This is a genomic window from Peptidiphaga gingivicola (assembly GCF_001652275.1).
GTDB classification, from domain to species: Bacteria; Actinomycetota; Actinomycetes; order Actinomycetales; family Actinomycetaceae; genus Peptidiphaga; species Peptidiphaga gingivicola.
The window spans coordinates 723,075-743,598 of the sequence record NZ_LVZK01000001.1; the positions used below are offsets into that span (position 1 = coordinate 723,075).

Here is a 20,524-nt window from a genome sequence, read left to right on the forward strand (position 1 = left end):
GATCACCGCCTGTATCTGGCTACGAACTGTATCTGGCTACGAACTTCGTGATCAATCGGTTGGATTCGGCAACCTCGGCGGCGTCGCAACGGGCGATGACCGCCGCTCTCTCATCCGCCGGGTAGTAGGTGTCGCCGTAGGTGTTGATGCGGATGCGCATCCCTTCGCGGGTGATCTCGGGATGGAACTGGGTCCCGTAGACGTTCTCGCCCCAGCGCACCATTTGGACGCGACAATAGTCGCCCGTGGCGAGCACGACGCCGTCGCCCGGCACGTCGCCCACCGCCTCTGCGTGGCCCGTGTACCCGTAAAAGACCTGCGGCATGTCGGCGGTCAGAGGGTCGCCGGCGGCCTCCGGCGTGAGGGTCATGCGCGGGGCCTGAAGGTCCTCGCCGTATCCCTCGACGAGCTCGCCGCCGAGCGCTTTGACGATCGCCTGGAGGCCGAAACAGATCCCGAGGGTCGGGACGTCCTCTTCCACGAGACGTTTGCTGAGCGCAAGGATGCGGTGTTCCATTACCTGGTGTTCGCGGCTCTTGCGGTTCTCGTCTTGCCCGAACCCGAAGGGGGAACCGGTGATGATCACTCCGGAATACCGCGACAGATCGAGACTCGCGGGGTCGACGGCGTCTTCGTCGACGAGGGAGATCGTCTCGATGCCGCTGTTCGGGTCGAGGCGGCCCCAGTCGATGATGGTTTCAAGCTCGTCGTCCGCGATGGCGCCGGGCATTCGACAGACCGCCAGCAGGAAGGGCTGCGCGGTCTGGACGATGCTCGGCGTATTGGTCATTCCGTTAGTTTAGACGGCCGACGCCGAAACGGGGAAAAGCGTCTACCGTGAGTATGCGCCTGGCCCGCGCAAATTCACCTTCGAATTGCCATGGCCGTCACTACATTTATGCCACTCAGATTGCGCATAACGTGGATCGCGCATAAAGTGAAGATGCAGTAGACTTAGAACCTTGCGCCTTGAATACATTGCCTTTAAATCCGAAACTAGTGTGAAGTGTGGTATGTTTCCCTATTTTTAGCTTAACTGTCTTGATTGCTAAATGTGGTACTTTCCATCACAATGCCTATAAGCAGTAAAGGCATGTCGAGCATCTCTGCGTTGGGCGGTTGCCCAAGGCCGACATCCTTGACTTGGTTAAAAATATAAAGTAGAATGAAGCTGTACGCACTAACTACGCCACAAGGAGTGTTTAACGCCATGGTGAATTCTACGTCCACCCCAGACGACTTCGTCAATATTGATGAAAAAATTGCGGCTCTAAAGCTCGCCGCGATCGATGCATACATGTACTATTATTCCTGGGAACGGAAAGGTGATCATTACGAACCCTCGATGAATAACATCACTGAAATGCCCAGCATTTTTGACGTACTAGATCATCCGCCGCGAGTTACTCGTCCCGGCTCCGACGGTGAAGGTGGAGGAGACTGGAGCTGCTCCAATTGGGATATCGGAAAAAAGGTGTTCGGTGCTTGGAATGATAAAAGCTATGGTGATGCGTTTGAGCATATTCGGACTAGGATCCACGACGCAATTGCGCCATGGAAGCCAAGTTTCCCAACACATTGGTCTATACAAGCGGAAGCCGATGCAGGTTGGCAGGCTATATCTGAGATATCTACAGGAAGTGTAAAGTATAGAAAAATCGTCGATAAGGGGGGAACGGACGGGGACTCTGAGGAAACTACCTCCCCAGAGACGCCGGGGCTTGTCGAGGCATTTGACGGAGTGAAAACTGATTGCAATACGATGAAAGGTAATTTTGCCGATTCCATTAAACTTAACTTTTACGACAACTTGAGAGGTGTTACAAACAATCTGAGGGATGCTGCGATTTACTGGAACTCTTCTTTGAATGCTGAGGCTGCAATATTTAAAGAAGTGAGAAAGTCGGTGAGTAAAGTGATTGATGACGCCCGCAGCGCGTGCGAAACGCTTGCTAGTGGTGGCAATCCGCCGTCTCTGATTGCAACTTTGAAACTTGTGGATGCTGTAGCTAAAATGGCCACAGCAGCCGGACAGGAGCATCCCGACCCGGGAAGCGTCACGTCAGCTGCAACCGAGACGGCGATTGCAACCATTGAACTGAACGATTCCATGGAAGTCGATATCGAAGGAGACGGACAAGGGGCGAAAGCTGGCGATTATGACGATGTGCTCAAGTTTGTGGAATCGTCCTTGAAATCAGTAAGTGAAAAGATGCGAAGAGCGGAGTCAGCTATTGAAAAGTCCATTAATAGTAAACTTGATGAGATGTCGGGAGGGGGGAAGAGCTCTTACGATTTACAATTTGAACCCGTAACTGATTCGTCGGAATTTACAAAGGTAGATGACGCAACTTTAAAGCGTTTGAGCACGAATCGTCTTCCTACAATCTCTGGTCACCTGAGAACCTGCGCAGATAAGATAATGTCTGTTTCGATGTCAAATGTTGTTATTCGAAATGTAAATTGCGGTTATGGTGCCCACGGTCCTAGCGGGGGGTTCGAGGAAATGCGCGAAACACTCGGAAATTTGCTTCGTGACCTCGCTTGGGAAGTTGAGAATGGGGCAGCAAATATTGAAACCGGGCGGAAACTCACCGAAAGTGCGGATGAGGACAATAGAAATGCATTCGACCAAAAGCTAAGGGACATAGCCGATAAGAAAGATAAACGGTCAGATATAAAGATGGGACATGGCCACCGATGGGATCTGTCTTGATGGTTGGAGTGTAAGTATTGTTTTGAGTCCGATGGCCTTTTAAATCGGTAGTTTTGGAAGGCGTTATTTTCAGTCTTTCAGGATGAAAGTCCGGATGCTGGTGAGTCTCTACAGCAGCAGTTCAAGGACGAGGGCGAGGCCGTCGGCGTCGACGCCTGTGGTGACGGCGTCGGCGGCCTGCTTGACCGACGGGCCGGCATCGCCCATTGCCACGCCGAGGCCCGCCCAGCCGAGCATCTCGACGTCGTTGCCGCCGTCGCCTACCGCAAGCGTGGAAGATGGCGCGGCGCCGCAGCTCTGCCTGACGTCCTCCAACGCGGCAGCCTTCGAGACGCCCTCGGGGGAGACGTCAAGCCAGGCCGTCCAGCCGATCGCGTACTCGACGCCGCGCAAACCCGCCGCGTGCACCGCGTCCATGAGCTCGCCCGCGCCCATGCCCGGGTAGCGAACCGTCAAGCGGGTAGCGTCGGGGACCGCCAGTTCATCGATCGGCACGACGACGGACGGCCCCGTCAGCTCGCCGTCCGGGAAATGCGCGGTCAAGCGCCGCGGCTCGTCGAGCGACTCCACCGCGTACAACGCCTCGGGAAGCTCGGCGTGCAAAGCCGCGACCTGCCGCGAGGGATCGAAAGTATGGACGTTGAACGCCTCATCCCGCGCCAAATCCAGCGTGATCGCGCCGTTCGAACACACGGCCAGCCCGTCGGCAATGCCGACCTTGTCCAAAGCCTCGCGAGTGCCGTAGATGCCCCTGCCGGTGGCCAGGCAAATCCGCGTCCCCGCCCTCATATGCGCGGCGATCGCCTCGCCCACCCGCGGCGAAAGCGTGTTGTTGTGCCGAAGAACCGTGCCGTCGATGTCAAGGGCCACAAACAGATCCGGCCCGGCCCCGGGCAGGCCGGACTCCTCGACCGCCTCGGCCAGAGACTTCATGGCTGCAGCGGCACGCGGTTTTGCGAAACTCTCGGCCAAAGGCTTCGGAGTCGTGGGTTTGCGCGAAGCCTCAGAAACGGGGGAAGGGCCCTCGGGAACAGAGCCGCCTTCGGAACCTAAGCGCTCGTCAGGCAACGGGCTCGAAGCTCTCGCGCCCGCCAAGGTATGGCCGCAGCGCCTCGGGGATGTACAGCGAGCCGTCGGGGCGCTGATGGTTTTCGAACAGGGCGACCAGCCAACGAGTGGTCGCGAGGGTCCCGTTCAGCGTGGCCGCCGTGCGGGTCTCGCCGTCGAACCGCTCCCGGATGCCGAGCCGCCGCGCCTGGAAGGTGGTGCAATTCGACGTCGACGTGACCTCCATAAAGCGGTTCTGAGTGGGGAGCCAGGCCTCGCAGTCGAACTTCTGCGCGGCCGAGGAGCCCAGGTCGCCGGCGGCGGTGTTGATGACGCGGTAGGGCAATTCGACCTTCGCAAGCATCTCCTCCTCCCACGCGAGGAAGCGACGGTGCTCCTCCTCGGCCTCCTCGACGCGGCAGTAAGAGAACATCTCCACCTTGTTGAACTGGTGGACGCGAATGATCCCGCGCGTGTCCTTGCCGTAGGAGCCGGCCTCGCGGCGATAGCAGGAGGACCACCCGGCGTAGCGCAGCGGGCCGTTCGAAAGGTCGACGATCTCGTCCTTGTGGTATCCGGCCAGGGCCACCTCAGAGGTGCCGACCAAGTACTGGTCGTCCGCGGGAAGATAGTAGATCTCGTCCGAGTGCGCGCCCAGGAAGCCGGTTCCGGCCATGATGTCGGGGTTGACGAGGGTCGGCGTGGTCATCATCGTGAAGCCGGCGGCCTCCGCCTGATCGACGGCCATCGTCAGCAGCGCGAGCTCGAGCCGCGCGCCCACGCCCTTGAGGTAGTAGAAGCGCGAGCCGGAAACCTTCGTGCCGCGCGCCATGTCGATCGCGTCGAGCGCCTCGGCGACGTCGAGGTGGTCCTTCGGCTCGAAGTCGAAGCCGCGAGGCTCGCCCACGTGCTTGAGGACCTCGTAATCCTCCTCGCCGCCGGCCGGAACGCCCTCCAGCACGATGTTCTGGATCGCGGCATTGGCCTGAAGATATTCCTGTTCGGCTTCGTTCGCCGCGGCTTCCAGCTCCTTGACGCGCTCGGCCAGCTCCTTCGCTTCGGCGAGGACGGCAGGGCGCTCCTCGGGGCTTGCCTTTCCGATCGAACGCGAGAGCTCCTTCTGCGAGGCCCTGGCAGTCTCGAAGGCCTGAAGGGCCGACCTGCGGGCCTCGTCGGCGGCCAGCAGCGCATCCACCGAGGCCTCGTCGTTGCCGCGGCGGCGCTGGGACTCGCGCACCGCATCGGGATTCTCACGTACAAAGCGGATGTCGATCATGGGGACAATTCTACGTCGTTGCCCCCAGTGCTCGCAGATGACTCCTCCTACTCTTCGATCGCATTAACCTTGGAGCATGACATGGCATTGGTGGCTGATACTCGCGCTGGCTCTCGCGGCTCTCGGCCTCTCGCTGCACAATCGCGCCTCGATCGGAGCCCTGAGGAGCCGACTCGTCCACGCCAACGCGGCGGCGACCGGGATCCTGCCGCAGAAAACCGCTGAGACGGGCAAGAGAACAGTGGCCGTCGTCGTCAATCCCACGAAGATCGGGGACATGAGGGACCTTAGGGCGGTGGTCGAACAGGCCGCGGCCGACGCCGGATACTCCGCGACCCGCTGGTACGGCACAACCCCCGACGATCCGGGAGCGGGCCAAACCCGCGCCGCCTTGGCGGAAGGGCCCGCCGTGGTGATTGCCGCGGGCGGGGACGGGACGGTGCGCACCGTCGCCGGGCAGCTTGCCGGAACCGACGTTCCGCTCGGCATCCTTCCGCTCGGAACGGGAAATCTGCTGGCCCGCAACCTCAACCTGCCGCTCGGCTCCTCGCTGAGCAACCTCGCCATGGTGGCCTTGACCGGAAGGCCGCAGCGGATCGACGTCGGCAGAATCGGAGCCCCGGAGCCGACGGAGGGTGAACTTGCGCAGATCGCCGACATGGGGCCGGATGCGCGGCCCTTCGCCGGGCGCGAGCCGTTCCTGGTGATCGCAGGAATGGGCTTCGACGCCGATGTCATGAACGACGCCGACCACGGGCTCAAGCACGCCATGGGCTGGGGCGCCTACCTCGTCTCCGGCTTCAAATTCATGCGGCGTTCGCGCGTGAACGCGATGGTGGTGGCCGGCGACGGCTCGAACAGCTTCCGGGTCGAGGCCAGGTCGATCCTCTTCGCCAATTGCGCGCGGCTTCCCGCGGGCTTCGTGCTCGCGCCGGACGCCCGCATCGACGACGGCTGGCTCGACCTCGTGCTTGTGGACACCAAGGGCTGGATCTTCGGCTGGGGCGACGTCATGCGGCGGATGGGCCTGCAGGGAATCGGCGTGCGCCGGACGATTCTGCCCTCGGCGGGCACAATCGACCTGCGGCGCATGCGCTCGGCGACGGTCACCGCCGACCGGCCCGAGTTGGTCGAGGCCGACGGCGACGCCCTCGGATACGCCACGAAAGTCATGGCCGAAATCGACCCGTTGGCGCTCACCGTCCACGTGCTGTGAGCGCGCGGCCTTCCGGCGGCTCCGCCTTTGCCTTCGCCGCCGTTCCTCGTTTGGGTCGTGCAATCCTGCCTTTGCGGGCCGCTAAAAGGCGGCTGCGCAGGCTTGGAGGCGCCTTCTTACGCCGGAGGCGCTTTCTTACGCCGGAGGCGCCTTCTTACGCCCGCCCGGCCAGCAGCCTCTCGACGAATTCGCGCCCTGCCTGGAAGTCGGCGTCGGACGTTCCGGGGCGCGGCCTGATCCTCTCGCCGCTGGCCGAAGGGTAGGAGCCGAGGAAGACGACCTGCGGGCACACGCGGTGCAAGCCTATGAGAACGGCCTGGATGCGCTCGTCGCACAGGTGGCCCTCGGCGTCGATCGAGAAGGCGTAGCGGCCCAGCGAATCGCCGATCGGCCGCGACTCGATTCGCGAGAGGTTGATGCCGCGGGCGCTGAACTGCTCGAGCATGCTCAGCAGAGCGCCGGCCTCATCGTGCGGGAGCTGGACCAGCAGAGTGGTTTTGTCCGCGCCCGTCCTTTCGGGCTGCGGCCCGGGAAGGCCCACCATGATGAACCGGGTGACGGCGCCGGGGTTGTCGGCGACGTCGTCGGAGAGCGACTCGAGGCCCATGAGCTTGACGGTGGCGGGCGGGCACAGGGCCGCCTCGAAGCCGGGGCTGTCCGATTCGGCGAGGGTTTTCGCGCCGGCGGCGGTCGACGTCGCCGGCACGTGGACGACCGGGCCGAGGCGCTCGGCAATCCATCCGCGGCATTGCGCCCACGCGTGCGAGTGGGTCGATATGGCGCGGATGTCCTCGCGGCGCGTGCCCGGCCTGACCGCGAGCGAGAACGCGATCGGCACGAGCATCTCCGCCTTGATCTGCAGGGCGGAGCCGTCCGTCAGCGCGTCGAGGGTTGCGTTGACCCCGCCCTCGACGGAGTTTTCGATCGGGACGACGGCGTAGTCCGCCTCGCCCGAGCGCACGAGCCTGAGCGCCATCGGAACGTCGAGCGCCGGAATCTCGATCGAATCGGGCGGGGCCACCTGTTTCAACGCCGCGTACGTGAACGTTCCCGCCGGTCCCAGGAACGAAAAACGCAGGGGGGCCTGCTTTGTCGCGCTCATTGGTCTCCTTCCGCCCGCTTTCTTCTCGCTCGCGCGCCTTCTTCTCGCTCGCACACTTTACCTGCCGGTTTCCGCGCGGACGGGCCAACCCTCCGAAATGTGGGCGACGCCTTGGCCTGGCAGCGGACCGCCGCACGCGGTCTTCCCCGATTTCACGCATCCGCAGGGCGCTCTTGCATTGGCAAGGCTCTCTCGCATCCGCAGGGCGTTTTCGCGTTGGCAGGACTCTAGCGCATCCGCAGGGTGTTCTCGCATCCGCATGGCTCTTACGCATCCGCGGGACTCTCGCTCGGCAGCCTCGACGGCGTCGACGCTTGGGCGATTTCACCGCTCTGTAACACGCTCTGAGACTGAGCGCAAACCGCAGGATTCGCCGGGCGATTTCGGGGATTTGCGGGGCACGCGCGCTTGGCCGCGGTGCATGCCGCCTGCGCCCCTTCCGATAGGCTGGTCTCATGGTCCTTCGCTCTGCCCGCCAAACGATCCTCGTCGCAGTGGCATTGCTCGCGGTTCTCGCCGGGGTGTGCGCGCCAGCCCGTGCGGGGACGGGGGGAGCGGCCCGTGCGGGAAAGCCCATGGCCGAGGGCGGCGGGAAGGGGCCCGTCGTCGTCGTCGGTTTTTCGGGGGTCAGCTGGACGGACGTGACCCGGAAGGCCGCCCCTCACCTGTACGAATTCGGCGAGAAAGCGGCGGTTTCGAACATCGTGGTGCGCACGGTCCACGAGACCGCATGCCCGGTTGAAGGCTGGACGGCCCTTGGAGCCGGGCAGCGCACGATCGACGACGGCTGCCGCCTGCCGACCGTTGCGGGCAAGGCCCCGGCCCGGTGGGCCCGCCTGAAGGAGGCCAATTCCTCCAGCAGTTACAAGGCAAAGATCGGCGCGCTCGGCGAGGCTCTCCAAGGGCACAGCGCCCTCGCCGTCGGCCCGGGCGCGGCCCTCGCCCTCGCCAAGCCGAACGGCCGCCTTGTCGGCGGCTATGCCGCCCTCGCCCCGCTGCCGGTTTCGGGGGAGGACGGCGACGTCGGCGGCGCGGCGCGAGCCTACGCCAGGTCCGACGCGGACGTCACGATGATCGACCTCGGCGCCGTCCGCTATCCCGGCAGCGAACTGAGCGAGAACCACCCCGTCGAGGCCCCGGGAATCGCTCAGCGCCTGCGCGAGTACTTCACGCCCGAGGGGGCGGCGCCCGAAGCGGTGAGGCAGCAGATCTCCTACATCGACGCGCGATTCGGGCTGCTTGTCAAGCAGATTCGCAAGAAGACGCCCAACGCCACCGTTCTCGTGGCGAACGTCGCCGACGCCGAGTCCTCGCGGCCGCATTTGGGCTATTTCGCCGCCGCCGGGCCTCGCATGGGCGGGCCGGCGCTCGCGACGTCGGATTCGACGCGGCAGCCGGGGCTCGTCCAGGTCACGGACATCATGCCCACGCTGGTCGGTTGGCTCGGCGCAGGGCCGCAAGCCCGTGGCAATGCCATAGGCTCGGCGATCACGACCGCCAAGGCCTCCGACGGGGAGGCGAACATCGCCCGGCTTGACGCCGAACACACCCGCGCGCAGGTGACCCGCTCGCTTTCCGGCTCCTTCTACGTCCTGCTCGCCGCGCTGTCCGCGGCGATCCTCCTCATGTGGGCCAGGCGGAACTCGTACAGGTGGACCGAGACCAATGAGCGCTTCTTCCTGCAATTGAGCGCCCTTACGGCCGCGCTTCCCGTCTCGACGCTGCTCGTCAACCTCATCCCCTGGTGGAGGATGTCGAATCCCCTCGTGAGCCTGCTCATGGGGGTTGTGCTCATTGCGGCCGTTCTCGCTCTCATCGCTTTGCACGGGAAGTCGCCCTTCGCCCCGTTCGCCGTCATAGGCGGCGTCACCGTCGCAACCTTGGCCCTCGACGTGCTCCTTGACGGCATATGGCACGGATACCCCCTCCAGCTGGCCGCCCTTCTGGGCATGCAGCCGCTCGTCGGCTGGCGTTTCTACGGCTTCTCGAACAACGCCGTCGCCATGTTCGTCGCCGGGCTCGTGCTGGTGCTCGCCTGGCATTCTTCGCGGGCGGCGCGCAAAAAGTCCGTCGCGGTCATCCTGGGCGCGGGCGCGCTCGCCGTGCTCCTCGACGGTTCGGCGAAGTTCGGCGCAGACTTCGGCGGGCCGCCGGTCATCGTCGTCGGCCTCGGCGTCCTCGCCACGATGGTCGCCGGAAAGCGCCTCACCTGGCTTCGCTTCGGCGCCGTTCTGGCCTCCGCCGTCGCCGTTTCTTTCGTGTTCGCCCTCTTCGACTACCTTCAGCCGGCCCCCAAGCGCTCTCACCTCGGCAAGTTCGTGGGGTCCTTCTTCGACGGCGGCGGCCTCGCCATCGTCTGGCGCAAAGTCACCCAGATATTCGGCGGAAATGCGCTCTTCATCCCCGTCGCCCTGGCGATCGTCGCGGCGATCTGCGCAGTCGCTTGGCTGCTGGCCAAGCGCGGACGCTTCGCAAGGTTCCGGATCGAGGACGAAATTGTGAGGCGGTCGGTGGTTTCGCTCGTCTCGGCGCTCGTCGTCGCTGCGCTGCTCAACGACTCGGGCGTCACGATGCCTGCCGTCGGGCTGATCGTCGCGGCTCCGCTGTGGTTCGTCGCCACTCTGCGCCGCGGGGAAGGGGCGACTGCCGGTCAAGGGGACGCCGCCGTGCAGGAAGGCGCGGCCGCTGCGCAGGAAGAGGCGAGCGTTACTCAGGAATCCGCTGCTCAAGAAGCGGGGCGGACCGCGACGCCGCGGTAAACGAGGAAGGCACGGCCAGTTAGGCCCCGAGCACGGCATGCGCGGGGGCGGGTGCGCGGATCGATCTTTGCGGCGGGAAGGACCTCGATTAAACGCATACCGCTGGGTCGATGTTGAAAAGCCAGGTATATTATTCTAATGTATTCGAGTCCTTCATGGAGCTCTGCAGCGTATGTTGCTCGCCACAAAGAGTGCATATCATTCCGCGTGGCGTCGTGCCCTTCATAGCGCAGCGCCTTTCCTTTGTCCTTTTGGTCGGTGTTGTCGGGACTTCGCCCCCAATCTCGAAGCACCTGTCGCGAACTTGCAGATCTGCCTGCGGCCTTTTCGCCGTGTAAGGCCGCACGATCGATTTGCCTCGGAATGCCGCAGCTCCCTTCGGATGTGAACAGACGTGCGCGGCGTCGAAACTCCTGCCATTTCAAGGAAAAGTCGGCTTCTTCTCCTCCTTCGGCGCGCGAATCGCGCTTATTGGAGGAGATATGGTTTTCTTCTGGCCGAGCAATCCTTTAAGCTACTTTGGACCGCTTAAGAGCGGCGTCGTGCGAGGAATCCGGCCAGCCGTGCCTGTCCGAATGGCGACGTCGTATCGAACGTCTAAGAACTTGAAGGGAGTTTCGCGCATGGGACCAGGTGGGGCGGACACGCTGTCTGCGGATCCGAAGGAGCTGGCGACTGAGGCTGGCAACGCACAGGACTGCGCCGCCAAAAGCCAGCGAATGCGGACGGAAAATACAGCCGGCAGCATCTCGGGGAAGATTTCAGGAGGCAAGGCGGCATCGACCGTCAAGACGACGTCCGAGCACCTTTCGAACGAGCTCAAAGACATCGAGCATCAGCTGAGCGACTACTCAGACGATGTCGTGGCGACCATGAGGACGATCGAGCAAACCGATCAGGACGAGGCGGGGATGTATCGGGGCATGATTCCCCCTGGGGACGCCGGCGGCTTAGCCGAGGGGATAGGCGCCGGAGCAGGAGCCGGCGCCGTAGACGGCGGCGCCGCAGGCGGGAGCGGCGCTGCAATTGGCGGCGGACACTCGTACGGATCGGCCGGCGGCGCGTCTGGCGGCTCAGCTGGCGGCGGGCACTCGTACGGATCGGCCGATGGCGCGTCTGGCGGCTCAGCCGGGGGCGGCCACTCGTACGGCTCCGCCAACGGCGGCGCCGGCCAGCTTTTCGGCTCCCCCGGCGCCAGCGGCATGAGTTCGCTGCTGGACGGAGCCGGTGGCGGCTCGGTTGTAGGCGGCCACTCGTACGGTTCGACTGAGAGCGGCCAGATCGTCGGCTCGCACGGCGGGCATAACTCGACGGGCGCTCTGAGCGGTATCCACAGTTTGATGAGCGGCGATTCCGATTCCTTCTCGTCTCATGCGGGAGGATCTCACCCCGCGCCCATGCCCCGCGTCGAAGGCTCGGGCGATCCCGCGCCCATGCCGCACGCGGAGACCTCCGGAAACGCCGCGCCGATGCCGCACGTCGAAAGCCAAGATGGAAAGATCCTCCCTTCCGTCGAGCAGGGGCACAGCTACGGGTCCCAGCTTTCCGGCAGCGGGAGCTCTCACGGAGGCTCCTTGGGCCCGGCGCCCATGCCGCAGGTTGAGACTCCGGGCGATCCCGCGCCCATGCCGAATGCAGGAGGTACGGGGAATCCGGTTCCCATGCCCACATCGGAAGGCTCGGGCAACCCCGTCTTCACGTCCCACGGAAGCGTCCATTCGGCGACAAACTCCTCCGGTTCGTTTACCCCGACGCCGATGCCGCACGCGGCGCCTTCCGGCGACCCCGTCGCGATGCCCCACGTCGAAACATCGGGAAATCCGGCCCCAATGCCGCGAATCGAGCCTTCCGACCCGCCGGTCTTCACCCGCGGGGGAGGGGCGGACTACGGCCCGCGGATTCCCGGCGTCGGCGCCGACGGCGGCTCTTTTGCTCCGTCTCCCATGCCGCACGTCGAGAATCCGGGCAACGCCGTTCCGCTTCCCAGCACGCAGGGTTCGGACGTTCCGGCTCCTATGCCCCGCGTGCACGGCTCCGGCGGTTCGTCGTCGGCCGCGACCGCGTGAGGCTCGAATCACGCAATCGTGAAGTGCGCAAACCGACAGCGCATCAGAGCTCAATTGCCGACGTTTCGGCGCTAAGAAAGGACTTTCTCCATGAAATGGAGCGACATCACCGACTGGGAAGAGTCGACCCTCGAAACCGAGTATCAACAACTGTGCATTCGAGAGAAGGAGGCGGAAGACTGGGGGCGCGAGATTCTCGAGCTCAACAAGTCGACGAGCTGGCAGGGCGACGCCCGCAAAGCGGCGGACAAGAGGGTCGAAGAGATCGACCAGGACGTCGCCCAGTTCATCGTGAATCTGCGGGCGATGAAAACCGCGACGTCCACGATGCAGCAGGGCATGGGCGCCGTGCAGGGCCTCGTGAGAGACGCGAAGGCGCACGCCGAGGGCTCCGGTTTGACCATCTACTCGGACGGCACCGTGGAAGACACGAGCGGAACCGATTGGGGCGACGTGGCTCTCAGCACTGCAATGAACCCGTTGAGCTACGCGCTTCCGGGAGCGGGCACCCTCATTTCGGCGGGGACTTCCTACGAGATGAACAAAGCCGCCAGGCAAAAGGCGGTCGACGAGTGTGCAGACCGCGTCGATGAGGCCGTCAAGAAAGCCAACGAGATAGACGAGGCGTACTCGCAAGCTCTCAGCGACATCGAAGAAGGCAAGGTCAAGCCCGAAGGCTCCCTCAAGCACACCGTGGACGGGCCCCTTCCCATGCCTCAGGACACCAGCGACACCCGTGCCGTGGCCGAATGGTGGGACTCGCTGAGCCGCGAGGAGCAGGAAAGGCTCGCCGACGAAGAACCGGATCGCATCGGCAACCTCGACGGCGTCGATGCCTGGGCTCGAGACAGGGCCAATCGCCATCGGTTGGACAGGGATTACGAGGATCTGAACAGCAGGAAAGAGTCCAACGAGAAGAAAGTCGCCGACTATGAAAAGTGGAAGGCCTCTGCCGCAATAGGGGTGCCTGCGCCCTGCAGCGCCGATGAATACAACCGTGCGAAGAGCGAACTCGACAGGCAGGCGGAACTCGACAAGCTCAAGACTGCTCTTAAGCAGGGCGCCCAATACAACGGCACGTCGCAGCTCCTTCTTTACGACCCCGTCGAACCCGGCGAGAATCAAGACCAGCTCCATGCGGCTGTGACGGTAGGCGACGTCGATAAGGCAGACAACGTTGCGGTTCACGTGGGCGGGTTGACGACGAGCGTGGACAACAACGTCGTCGGGTACACCGCCGAAATGGCCAATGTGGCCGGCACGGCCGGAGGAAACACGGCCTCGGTCATGTGGTTCGGATACGATCCTCCGCAGGCGGGAGCGGGCTCGAACGGCCTCTTCACCGTGTCCGAAACCGAGCGCGCAGCCGCCGGAGGAGCGGACTTGTCCCACTTCCTCGAGGGGCTGCACGATTCGCGGCAGGGCAGCGGAGAGGGCGGCGATCCGAGAATCACCGCCCTAGGCCACTCCTACGGTTCGACGACCCTGGGATACGCCCTGACGCAGGTGCGTGACGGCGTCGTCGATGCCGGAGTCTTCTACGGGCCGCCGGGAGTCCCGGCCAAGGACGTCTCCGATTTCAACGTGCCGTCGGACAGCGTCTACGTCATGAAGAACGACCAGGACATCATCGGCGCAGTGCCGAACAAGGGACCGATGGGCATGGCTCCCGGTTCCGACATGACGCAGCTCAGCGATCCCACGGAAGTGCCCGGCATTCAACACATCGAAGGGAACCACGGGATCGACCCCGGCACGGGTTTGGTCACGGGAATCCTCGGGCCCATCGCGGGCGCTGGTTACGAGGGCTACCAAGACCACGTCAATTACTTTGACAGCACCAATTACCAGGATGCAGACACGCAGAAAGAGATCCATAAGTATCTGCGTCAACAGGGGCTGCCTGAGACCGATGAGAACGTCCGGGCCGAAACCCAGCGCCGCCAGCAAGAGAACGCGACCTCCCAGCAAAGGGAGGTGTCCAAGGTCGTCAACGGAACCAAGTAGGCGTCGGCGCGGAACCGCGTAGGCGCCGACGGCGCGGTGCGAACGGGTCGTCGAAGCGAGGCTTGCCGGGCTGGCCGTGCTTTGCGCGCCAGCCGCCGGGCGTCGAAAACGGCGGGCATTCCGGAGGAGCGATACGGCTCTTCCGGGGTGCCCGCCGTCGCGCGCTTCAAGTTGCCGATTGTGGAGAGTGAAATGCAGCCCGTTGCGGACGGCCGCCGTCAAGCCGAGGGCAAGGCCGCTGCGGACGGCCGCCGCCCGAAGGAAACGCAGCCCGCCGCGAAGGGAAAAGCGCCCTCTCGGCTGCCGCGCCGTCAGCCTTTGTAGGCGTTGTACGGCTCGTAGGGCTTGGAGGCAGAGTTCCTCTTGCCGTGCGGCACGTGGATTCGGCGCAGGCGCCGCGCCAGCACGGCCTTGGCCACGCCCTTGTACTGGTCGGCCCGGTGCAGCTGACCGGCGAAGTTGTTGCCCGACGCGCGATGTTTGAGGTCGCAGACGACTTCCTGGACGGTGAACCCCGCCACGAGCAGGTCGATCGTCATTCCGGTTTCCACGCCCCAGCCGCTCGCCAGCGGCAGCGCAGCCATGAAGGCCTCGCGCGTCATGCACCGCTGCCCGGAAATCGGTTGGCGCGGCTCCCATCCCGTTGTCCGCTTGATTGCCTTGAAGGCGGCCCCGGTGACGAGGCCGAAGCCGCCCGCCCCTTCCTGAGGAGGCAGCGCGGCGACGGTGAAATCGGCTTTGCCTTCGAGCACAGGCGCAACCAGCGGCGAGGCCTCGACGGCGGTGTCGCCGAGGTCGGCGTCGAGAAAGAGCAAAAGGCGCGGTGGGCGGCCCTCCGTGTCGCGCATGGCCGCCACCTGCGCCCCGGTCTCCATTGCGGAGGCCTTGCCGCGGTTGATCGAATGGCGCACGACGGTCGCTCCGGCGTCGCGGGCGGCCTTCTGGGTGTCGTCCTCGGAGCCGTCGTCGACCACGACGACCAGGTCGACGTGCGGGATGGCGCGGGCGGCACGGATCGTCGCGGCGATCCTGTCTTGCTCGTCCTTAGCCGGTATGACTACTGCTACGCGCTGCTCGGAGGTTGTCACACTTCTAGCCTAGCCTTCAATGTTGAGATACAAGTGCTTCGACGGTCGGATGTTCATCGCAGCGTCACTTGACGGGAAACGATACCCGCCCGCGCGCGTTTCTCTTCGGGTGTGAGCGGATCCGACGCTGCGATGGCAGCGTCGAGTTTCGGTGCGAATTCGGCCATCGGGGCGGCGAGTTCGTCGGCCTCGGCACCTTTTGGCAGTTCCCACACCGGGATGATGAGCCCTAACGCCCTGAAAGCGCCGACAAAACGGGAATCGTCGAAGGAGAAGTCGTCGGCCGCGCGAAGCCTTGCCAGCCCGTCGAGAACCGCGTCGCGGGGCTCGGGCCTGACCCACCTGACGAACTCGCGGCTCATGCGGCACCAGAATGCGCCGCGGACGCCGTCGACGGCCCTCATCGGGACAAGCTGGGATCGCGAATCCTCGAGCGCCTCCTTGTTCTCCGGTTTGGCGGCATCCTCTTCCGTCATCCAGAACGATGGAATCTCGTGCAATTCGAGTTCGCCGAAGCTCGCGACGACGTCCTGGAGGCGAGGGCCGGGCTCGGGTAGATCCGAAACCTGGAGCGCCTGGCCGTCGGGAAGCTCGATCCCGTCGATGATCCGCGCGGCGATGTCACGCGAGGCGTCCCCGGAGCTCATGACCGTCTGCGCGGCGACCAAAAGCACGCCGTCGGCCCGGCGCAGCGCGCCCGCCATCGAGGGAAGGATCGTCGTCAGGACGACGTCGGCCGAACCGTACTCCTCCGTTGTGGTTGCCGGGAGCGTTGCCAACGGCAGAATTTCGCGCATGGCGACGAGCTCGGCCTCCGCGGAAAGGCCTTCGAATGGGCGCTCGACGAAAGCCACGGCCGCTCTGGGCTTCTTCGGCGCGATCGATGGCCGAGACTGTGCGGACTGCGCCGACTGTGCGGGCTGGGCCGACCCGGCCGGGGCCGCTGCCCGCCTCTTGGACGCCGCTCGGCGGCTCTTCTTCGACATGCTGTCCTGCTTGTCCTTTCGGTCGGTGGGCGCCGCGCCCGGGGTGCGCGGCCTGGAAAACCGCGCGGGGACTCGTTCAGTCTCCGATTGTATGCGCTCGCCGCAGCTTGGGGCCGGATATGTGCCGCACGAGTCGAGTTGCGGAATTCACGCGGTGGGATGCGCGACGTCGGGAAGGCGACGGGGCGCGACGAGCGAGCGAATGGCCCGGCTCGCAAGCGCTGAGCGTCAAAGGCGCCGGGCGGCCTTATTCGTCCCAGAAATGCTCGACGTCGATGACGCCTCCGGCCTCCTCGAAGTCGCGGCGCACTGCGGCGCGGAATTCGGCGTCGTGAAGGTAGTCGAGGGCCACCGAGGCGAGGCCGTAGGCCCCGTCCGTCGCCGCGGCGTCGCCCGAGGGGGAACCGGCTGCCGCGGCCATCTCGCGCGTGTGGAGGGCGACGTCGGAATCGGCAACCTTGATGAGCGGGTGGATGCCGGGGATGCGAACCGACACGTTGCCGAAGTCGGTGCCGGCCGCGATCGTTTCTGTCACGACTCCGGCGGGCAGAGGGTCGCGCCCGCGTTCGCGCTGGGACCTGACCCAGGCGCGGGTGAGCGGGCCGTTTGTGCGGACTGGCATCTCGTTCGTGGTCTCGGAGGTGACGATTTCCAAGCCCGTCCCGGTCATGAGGGCGGCCCCGCGCAGGACGTCCTCGACTCGCGCGACCAGGTCCTTGAGCGTCTCGGGGTACTTCGACCGCGCCAACAGGCTGATTTCGGTTCTTTCCGGGACGATGTTCGGCACGTCGCCTCCGTCGACGACGATCGCGTGGAGCCTGTCCATCGGCAGTATCTGCTGGCGCAGCAGGCCGAAGCCGGTGAGCGCGAGGGTGGCGGCGTCCAGCGCGTTGCGTCCCATGAAGGGCTGGGAGGCCGCGTGGGCGGGCACGCCGGTGAAGATCGCTCGTATGCGCCGCACGCCGAGCCACGTCTGGTGCGTGAGGTCGTAGGAGTAGGAGTGGGTCTGGACGGCGGCGTCGATGCCGTCGAGCATCCCGCGAACCGCAAGGACTTCCTTGGCGGTGGAGCACTCCTCGGCGGGCGTCGTTTGGAGGACGACGCGGCCCGGAACCGACCCGGGGCGCCGGCGTTCGAGCTCGTGGAGGGCGAGGAAGGCGCCGACGGAATTGCCAGCCATGACGTTGTGCCCGCAGCCGTGGCCGATGCCTGGGAGCGCGTCGTATTCGGCGAGGATGGCGATCGCCGGGGCGGGCGAATCCGCGTTGCCTGCGCTACCGGTGCTGTTCGCGTTGCCGGCGGCGCCGGTGCTGTTCGCGTTGCCCGCGCTGTCGGCGTTGCCGGTGCTGTTCGCGTTGCCGGCGGCGCCGGTGAACTCGGCGCGCAGGGCGGTCTCCATCCCGTAAACGCCCACCTCGGGTTCGATGCCGTGGGCGCGCAGCAGGTCGGCGACGGCGGAAACGGCGAAGCGCTCCTCGTATCCGACCTCGGGGTTGTCGTGGACGGCGTGCGAAAGCGTGACGATTTCGCCCGCGAGCCCCTCGACGGCTGCGGCGAGGGCTTCTCGCAGCTCGGCGGGGGAGCCTTCGCCGTCGGCGAGCGAGGCTGCGGGTCCGGCTGCGGCCTTCCGCGCCTGCGTCTCTTCGGCGAAACGGCGTTGGATGGCATCGGATGGAACTGTGGGCTTCGACAAATCGCGCATGGTTCGATGGTACTCCGATGCGGGAGGGTCGGCGCCGCGAGCACGGCTTCGTCTCAAGCAGGGATCCGCTTCGCGCGCGGGACGCCGGTGGGGAGGCGATTCCTCCAAAGCCGCCCGCAAGGGCATCCGCTTCGCGCGCGGGACGCCGTCGACCCGGCTCCGCCCGCGGCCCTGAGGTCACAGGCCGAGCGTCTTGCGCACCCAATCGACGACGCCGCGGGTGTAGGCCTCCCGGGCCGGTTTGGCCGACAGCGCGAGATCGTGGCGGCCTCCCGGGATTTCGAGCATGTCGACGCGTTCGGACAGCAGCGGCGCCAGCCGTTTCATGTCCTCGACCCCCAGCACCGCGTCGCGCACGGCGACGTCGTCCCGTCTGGGAAAGCGAGGGCGGCGGGAGGAGGCGTCGGAATGGGCGACGAGCAGCGGGACGTCGATTTTCACGTCGCCCGCGGCGATGCGCGCCTGCGCGCGGCGGACGGTTCGGATGAATCCCATGCGCGCGACGGCCCGGCGGAGCGGTTTGTGGCGAGGGTCGAAGGAGAACTCGCCGCCGAAATCCGTGTGGAGCGCGCGGGCGTAGCGAAGGAAGAGCGGGCTGAAGACGAGCCGGGGGCGGCGGGCCCCGACGCGGTCGATGAACCGCGTGAGCGGTCCGCGCTCGAAGGCGCCGCCGTTGTGGTCGAGCCACGGCGAGTTGAGGACGACGGCGTCGACCGTCCCGGGATTGTCCGCAGCCCACAGCGCCGCCTGAAGGCCGCCTGTCGAATGCCCGATCAAGGCGATCCGCCCGGCGCCGAGGGAACGCAGGCGCCCGATTGCCAGGCCAATCTCTTCCTCCCGCACGTAAATGTCGCGCAGATCGTCGCGGGAGGCGTTTGAGCGCACGGACCTGCCGCACCGGCGCATGTCGAGGCCCGCCAGCGGGATTCCGGCCTCGCGGAAGGCGGCGGCCTGCTCGACGTGGAAAAACGAATCGAGGAAGCCTGGCAGGTACAGGGCCGCTGCGCCGGATTTTTGGGCGAGGTCGCCGGCGTCGGCCTCGTGGACGAGCACCGCGACGTCGGGGCGCCCAGGCGGGGATCCGCCGTCGTCCTCGGAAAGGGCGAAGGACGTGGCGACCCACGTCGGCCCTAGGCAATCCGTGCGAATCGAAAGGATGTCGGAAGGGGAAGGAGGCCGCACGGATGCGGGCGCGGGAGGAATCTCAGCGGCCATGTGCCGAAGGGGGCGTTGGAAGCGCGCTCACCGAAGCGAGCTCAGTCGACGATGCCGTAGAGCCGGTCGCCGGCGTCACCCAGTCCCGGGACGATGTAGCCGTTTTCGTTGAGGCGCTCGTCGAGCGCGGCCGAGACGATCGTGACGTCGGCCCGATCGCCGACGGCCTCCTCCAGGTTCCGCAGGCCCTCGGGGGCGGCCAGAAGGCACACGCAGGTGACGTCGCGCGCGCCGCGCTCCAGCAGGTAGTTGACGGCGTCGATGAGCGTGTGGCCGGTGGCGAGCATCGGGTCCACCACGTAGCACTGGCGGCCCGAAAGGTCGTCTGGCAGGCGGTTGGCGTACGTGTGCGCCTCGAGCGTGGTCTCGTCGCGTTTCATTCCGAGGAAGCCGATTTCGGCGGTCGGCAGGAGCTTCGACATTCCCTCGAGCATCCCCAGGCCCGCGCGGAGGATGGGCACGAGGATGGGGCGCGGATAGGCCAGGGACAGGCCCTTCGTCGGCGCGACGGGCGTGACGACGTCGATCTCGCGGACGGCGACGTCGCGCGTGGCCTCATACGCCAAAAGGGTGACAAGCTCGTCGACGAGCTGCCTGAAGACGGGCGAGGGCGTGTTCCGATCGCGCAGAAGGGTGAGTTTGTGAGCCACCAGAGGGTGCTCGATGATCTGAGTACGCATGCGTTGACTATATCAGCGCGGTCCGACATATTTGGGGCGCTTCGAGATCGTTGGGCCGCCTCAAAGCGTTGCCCTCGGACGCCCGCCGAACCACGCGTGCGGCGCGGGGCGGACTGCACGACGAGGCGGGTCCAAATAGAGTGCGCCGAACAGCGCGTGCGGCGCAGGGCCTGCCCGGGCACAATGGGGGCGTGCATGAAATCGAGCGGGAGTGGATCGGCCGGGCCATGGAGCTGGCCGACCGCGCGGCGCTCGCGGGCGACGTCCCCGTGGGCGCGCTTGTGGTGCGCGGGTCGGCTGCGCTCGGCGTCGGCTGGAACACGCGCGAGGCGCGCAACGATCCCGCCGGCCACGCCGAGATCGCGGCGCTGAGGGAGGCGGCGCAGGCCGTGGGGGACTGGCGGTTGGAGGGATGCGACCTGTACGTCACCCTCGAGCCGTGCACGATGTGCGCGGGGGCGATCGTCGCCTCTCGCGTGGCCAGGGTGGTGTTCGGGGCGTGGGATCCGAAGGCTGGGGCGGCCGGCAGCGTTCGCGATGTTCTGCGCGACGCGCGGCTCAACCACAGGGTCGAGGTTGTGGGCGGCGTCTGCGAAGACGAATGCTCGCGCCAGCTTCGCGCCTTCTTCGGGAGGTGACGGCGGCCGAGCCCGCATCCGCTTTC

15 protein-coding genes are annotated in these 20,524 nt (G+C 65.5%); 6 read left to right on the top strand and 9 right to left on the bottom strand.

The features are described 5' to 3' along the window. Positions 1–19: 19 nt before the first annotated feature. Entirely contained in the window at positions 20–790 is a 771-nt protein-coding gene (locus A4H34_RS02970) for a glutamine amidotransferase-related protein (RefSeq protein ID WP_009197833.1), read from the bottom strand. A 375-nt stretch (positions 791–1,165) separates the two neighbouring features. Between A4H34_RS02970 and A4H34_RS10865 the strand changes: the two genes are divergently transcribed. Continuing rightward, entirely contained in the window at positions 1,166–2,716 is a 1,551-nt protein-coding gene (locus tag A4H34_RS10865) for a hypothetical protein (RefSeq protein ID WP_138587147.1), read from the top strand. Between the two features lie 108 nt (positions 2,717–2,824). Here A4H34_RS10865 and A4H34_RS02980 read toward each other — a convergent pair whose 3' ends face one another. Both A4H34_RS02980 and serS read right to left on the bottom strand, forming a co-directional pair. Next, entirely contained in the window at positions 2,825–3,649 is an 825-nt protein-coding gene (locus A4H34_RS02980) for an HAD family hydrolase (RefSeq protein WP_009197831.1), read from the bottom strand. 127 nt (positions 3,650–3,776) lie between these two features. After that, positions 3,777–5,039 carry a serine--tRNA ligase gene (serS, locus tag A4H34_RS02985; protein ID WP_064231025.1) on the bottom strand — a complete coding sequence of 421 codons (1,263 nt, stop codon included), beginning with the start codon at positions 5,037–5,039 and terminating at the stop codon, positions 3,777–3,779. A 76-nt stretch (positions 5,040–5,115) separates the two neighbouring features. On the opposite strand from serS, the gene A4H34_RS02990 reads away from it, so the two are divergent. Beyond that, positions 5,116–6,255, top strand: a complete 1,140-nt coding sequence (locus tag A4H34_RS02990; protein WP_064231026.1) for a diacylglycerol/lipid kinase family protein — start codon at positions 5,116–5,118, stop codon at positions 6,253–6,255. A 154-nt stretch (positions 6,256–6,409) separates the two neighbouring features. Here A4H34_RS02990 and pheA read toward each other — a convergent pair whose 3' ends face one another. Next, positions 6,410–7,357 (bottom strand): prephenate dehydratase, encoded by a 948-nt coding sequence (gene pheA, locus A4H34_RS02995; protein WP_064231027.1) that lies wholly within the window; start codon positions 7,355–7,357, stop codon positions 6,410–6,412. A gap of 455 nt (positions 7,358–7,812) precedes the next feature. On the opposite strand from pheA, the gene A4H34_RS03000 reads away from it, so the two are divergent. The 3 genes from A4H34_RS03000 to A4H34_RS03010 all read left to right on the top strand — a co-directional run bounded on the left by A4H34_RS03000 (position 7,813) and on the right by A4H34_RS03010 (position 14,189). After that, positions 7,813–10,116 (top strand): hypothetical protein, encoded by a 2,304-nt coding sequence (locus A4H34_RS03000; RefSeq protein ID WP_064231028.1) that lies wholly within the window; start codon positions 7,813–7,815, stop codon positions 10,114–10,116. Between the two features lie 623 nt (positions 10,117–10,739). Then, the gene (locus tag A4H34_RS03005) at positions 10,740–12,182 is read left to right on the top strand and encodes a hypothetical protein (protein ID WP_009197824.1); all 1,443 of its coding nucleotides are present in this window, start codon (positions 10,740–10,742) and stop codon (positions 12,180–12,182) included. A 90-nt stretch (positions 12,183–12,272) separates the two neighbouring features. Next, a complete protein-coding gene (locus tag A4H34_RS03010) occupies positions 12,273–14,189 on the top strand; it encodes an alpha/beta hydrolase (protein WP_064231029.1) in 1,917 nt (638 codons plus the stop codon). A gap of 311 nt (positions 14,190–14,500) precedes the next feature. On the opposite strand, the gene A4H34_RS03020 is transcribed toward A4H34_RS03010, so the two are convergent. The 5 genes from A4H34_RS03020 to upp form a co-directional block, all read right to left on the bottom strand. After that, on the bottom strand, positions 14,501–15,277 hold the full coding sequence (locus tag A4H34_RS03020) for a glycosyltransferase (RefSeq protein WP_009197821.1): 777 nt from the start codon (positions 15,275–15,277) through the stop codon (positions 14,501–14,503). 53 nt (positions 15,278–15,330) lie between these two features. Further along, the gene (locus A4H34_RS03025; RefSeq protein ID WP_082903022.1) at positions 15,331–16,263 is read right to left on the bottom strand and encodes a DUF5926 family protein; all 933 of its coding nucleotides are present in this window, start codon (positions 16,261–16,263) and stop codon (positions 15,331–15,333) included. A 247-nt stretch (positions 16,264–16,510) separates the two neighbouring features. After that, on the bottom strand, positions 16,511–17,965 hold the full coding sequence (locus A4H34_RS03030) for an amidohydrolase (RefSeq protein WP_064231030.1): 1,455 nt from the start codon (positions 17,963–17,965) through the stop codon (positions 16,511–16,513). A 177-nt stretch (positions 17,966–18,142) separates the two neighbouring features. Next, positions 18,143–19,180, bottom strand: a complete 1,038-nt coding sequence (locus A4H34_RS03040; RefSeq protein WP_064231032.1) for an alpha/beta hydrolase — start codon at positions 19,178–19,180, stop codon at positions 18,143–18,145. A gap of 41 nt (positions 19,181–19,221) precedes the next feature. After that, positions 19,222–19,860, bottom strand: coding sequence for a uracil phosphoribosyltransferase (gene upp / locus A4H34_RS03045; protein WP_064231033.1), 639 nt, complete (start codon positions 19,858–19,860; stop codon positions 19,222–19,224). A 191-nt stretch (positions 19,861–20,051) separates the two neighbouring features. On the opposite strand from upp, the gene tadA reads away from it, so the two are divergent. Continuing rightward, a complete protein-coding gene (gene tadA, locus A4H34_RS03050; RefSeq protein WP_231870929.1) occupies positions 20,052–20,498 on the top strand; it encodes a tRNA adenosine(34) deaminase TadA in 447 nt (148 codons plus the stop codon). Positions 20,499–20,524 lie beyond the last annotated feature (26 nt).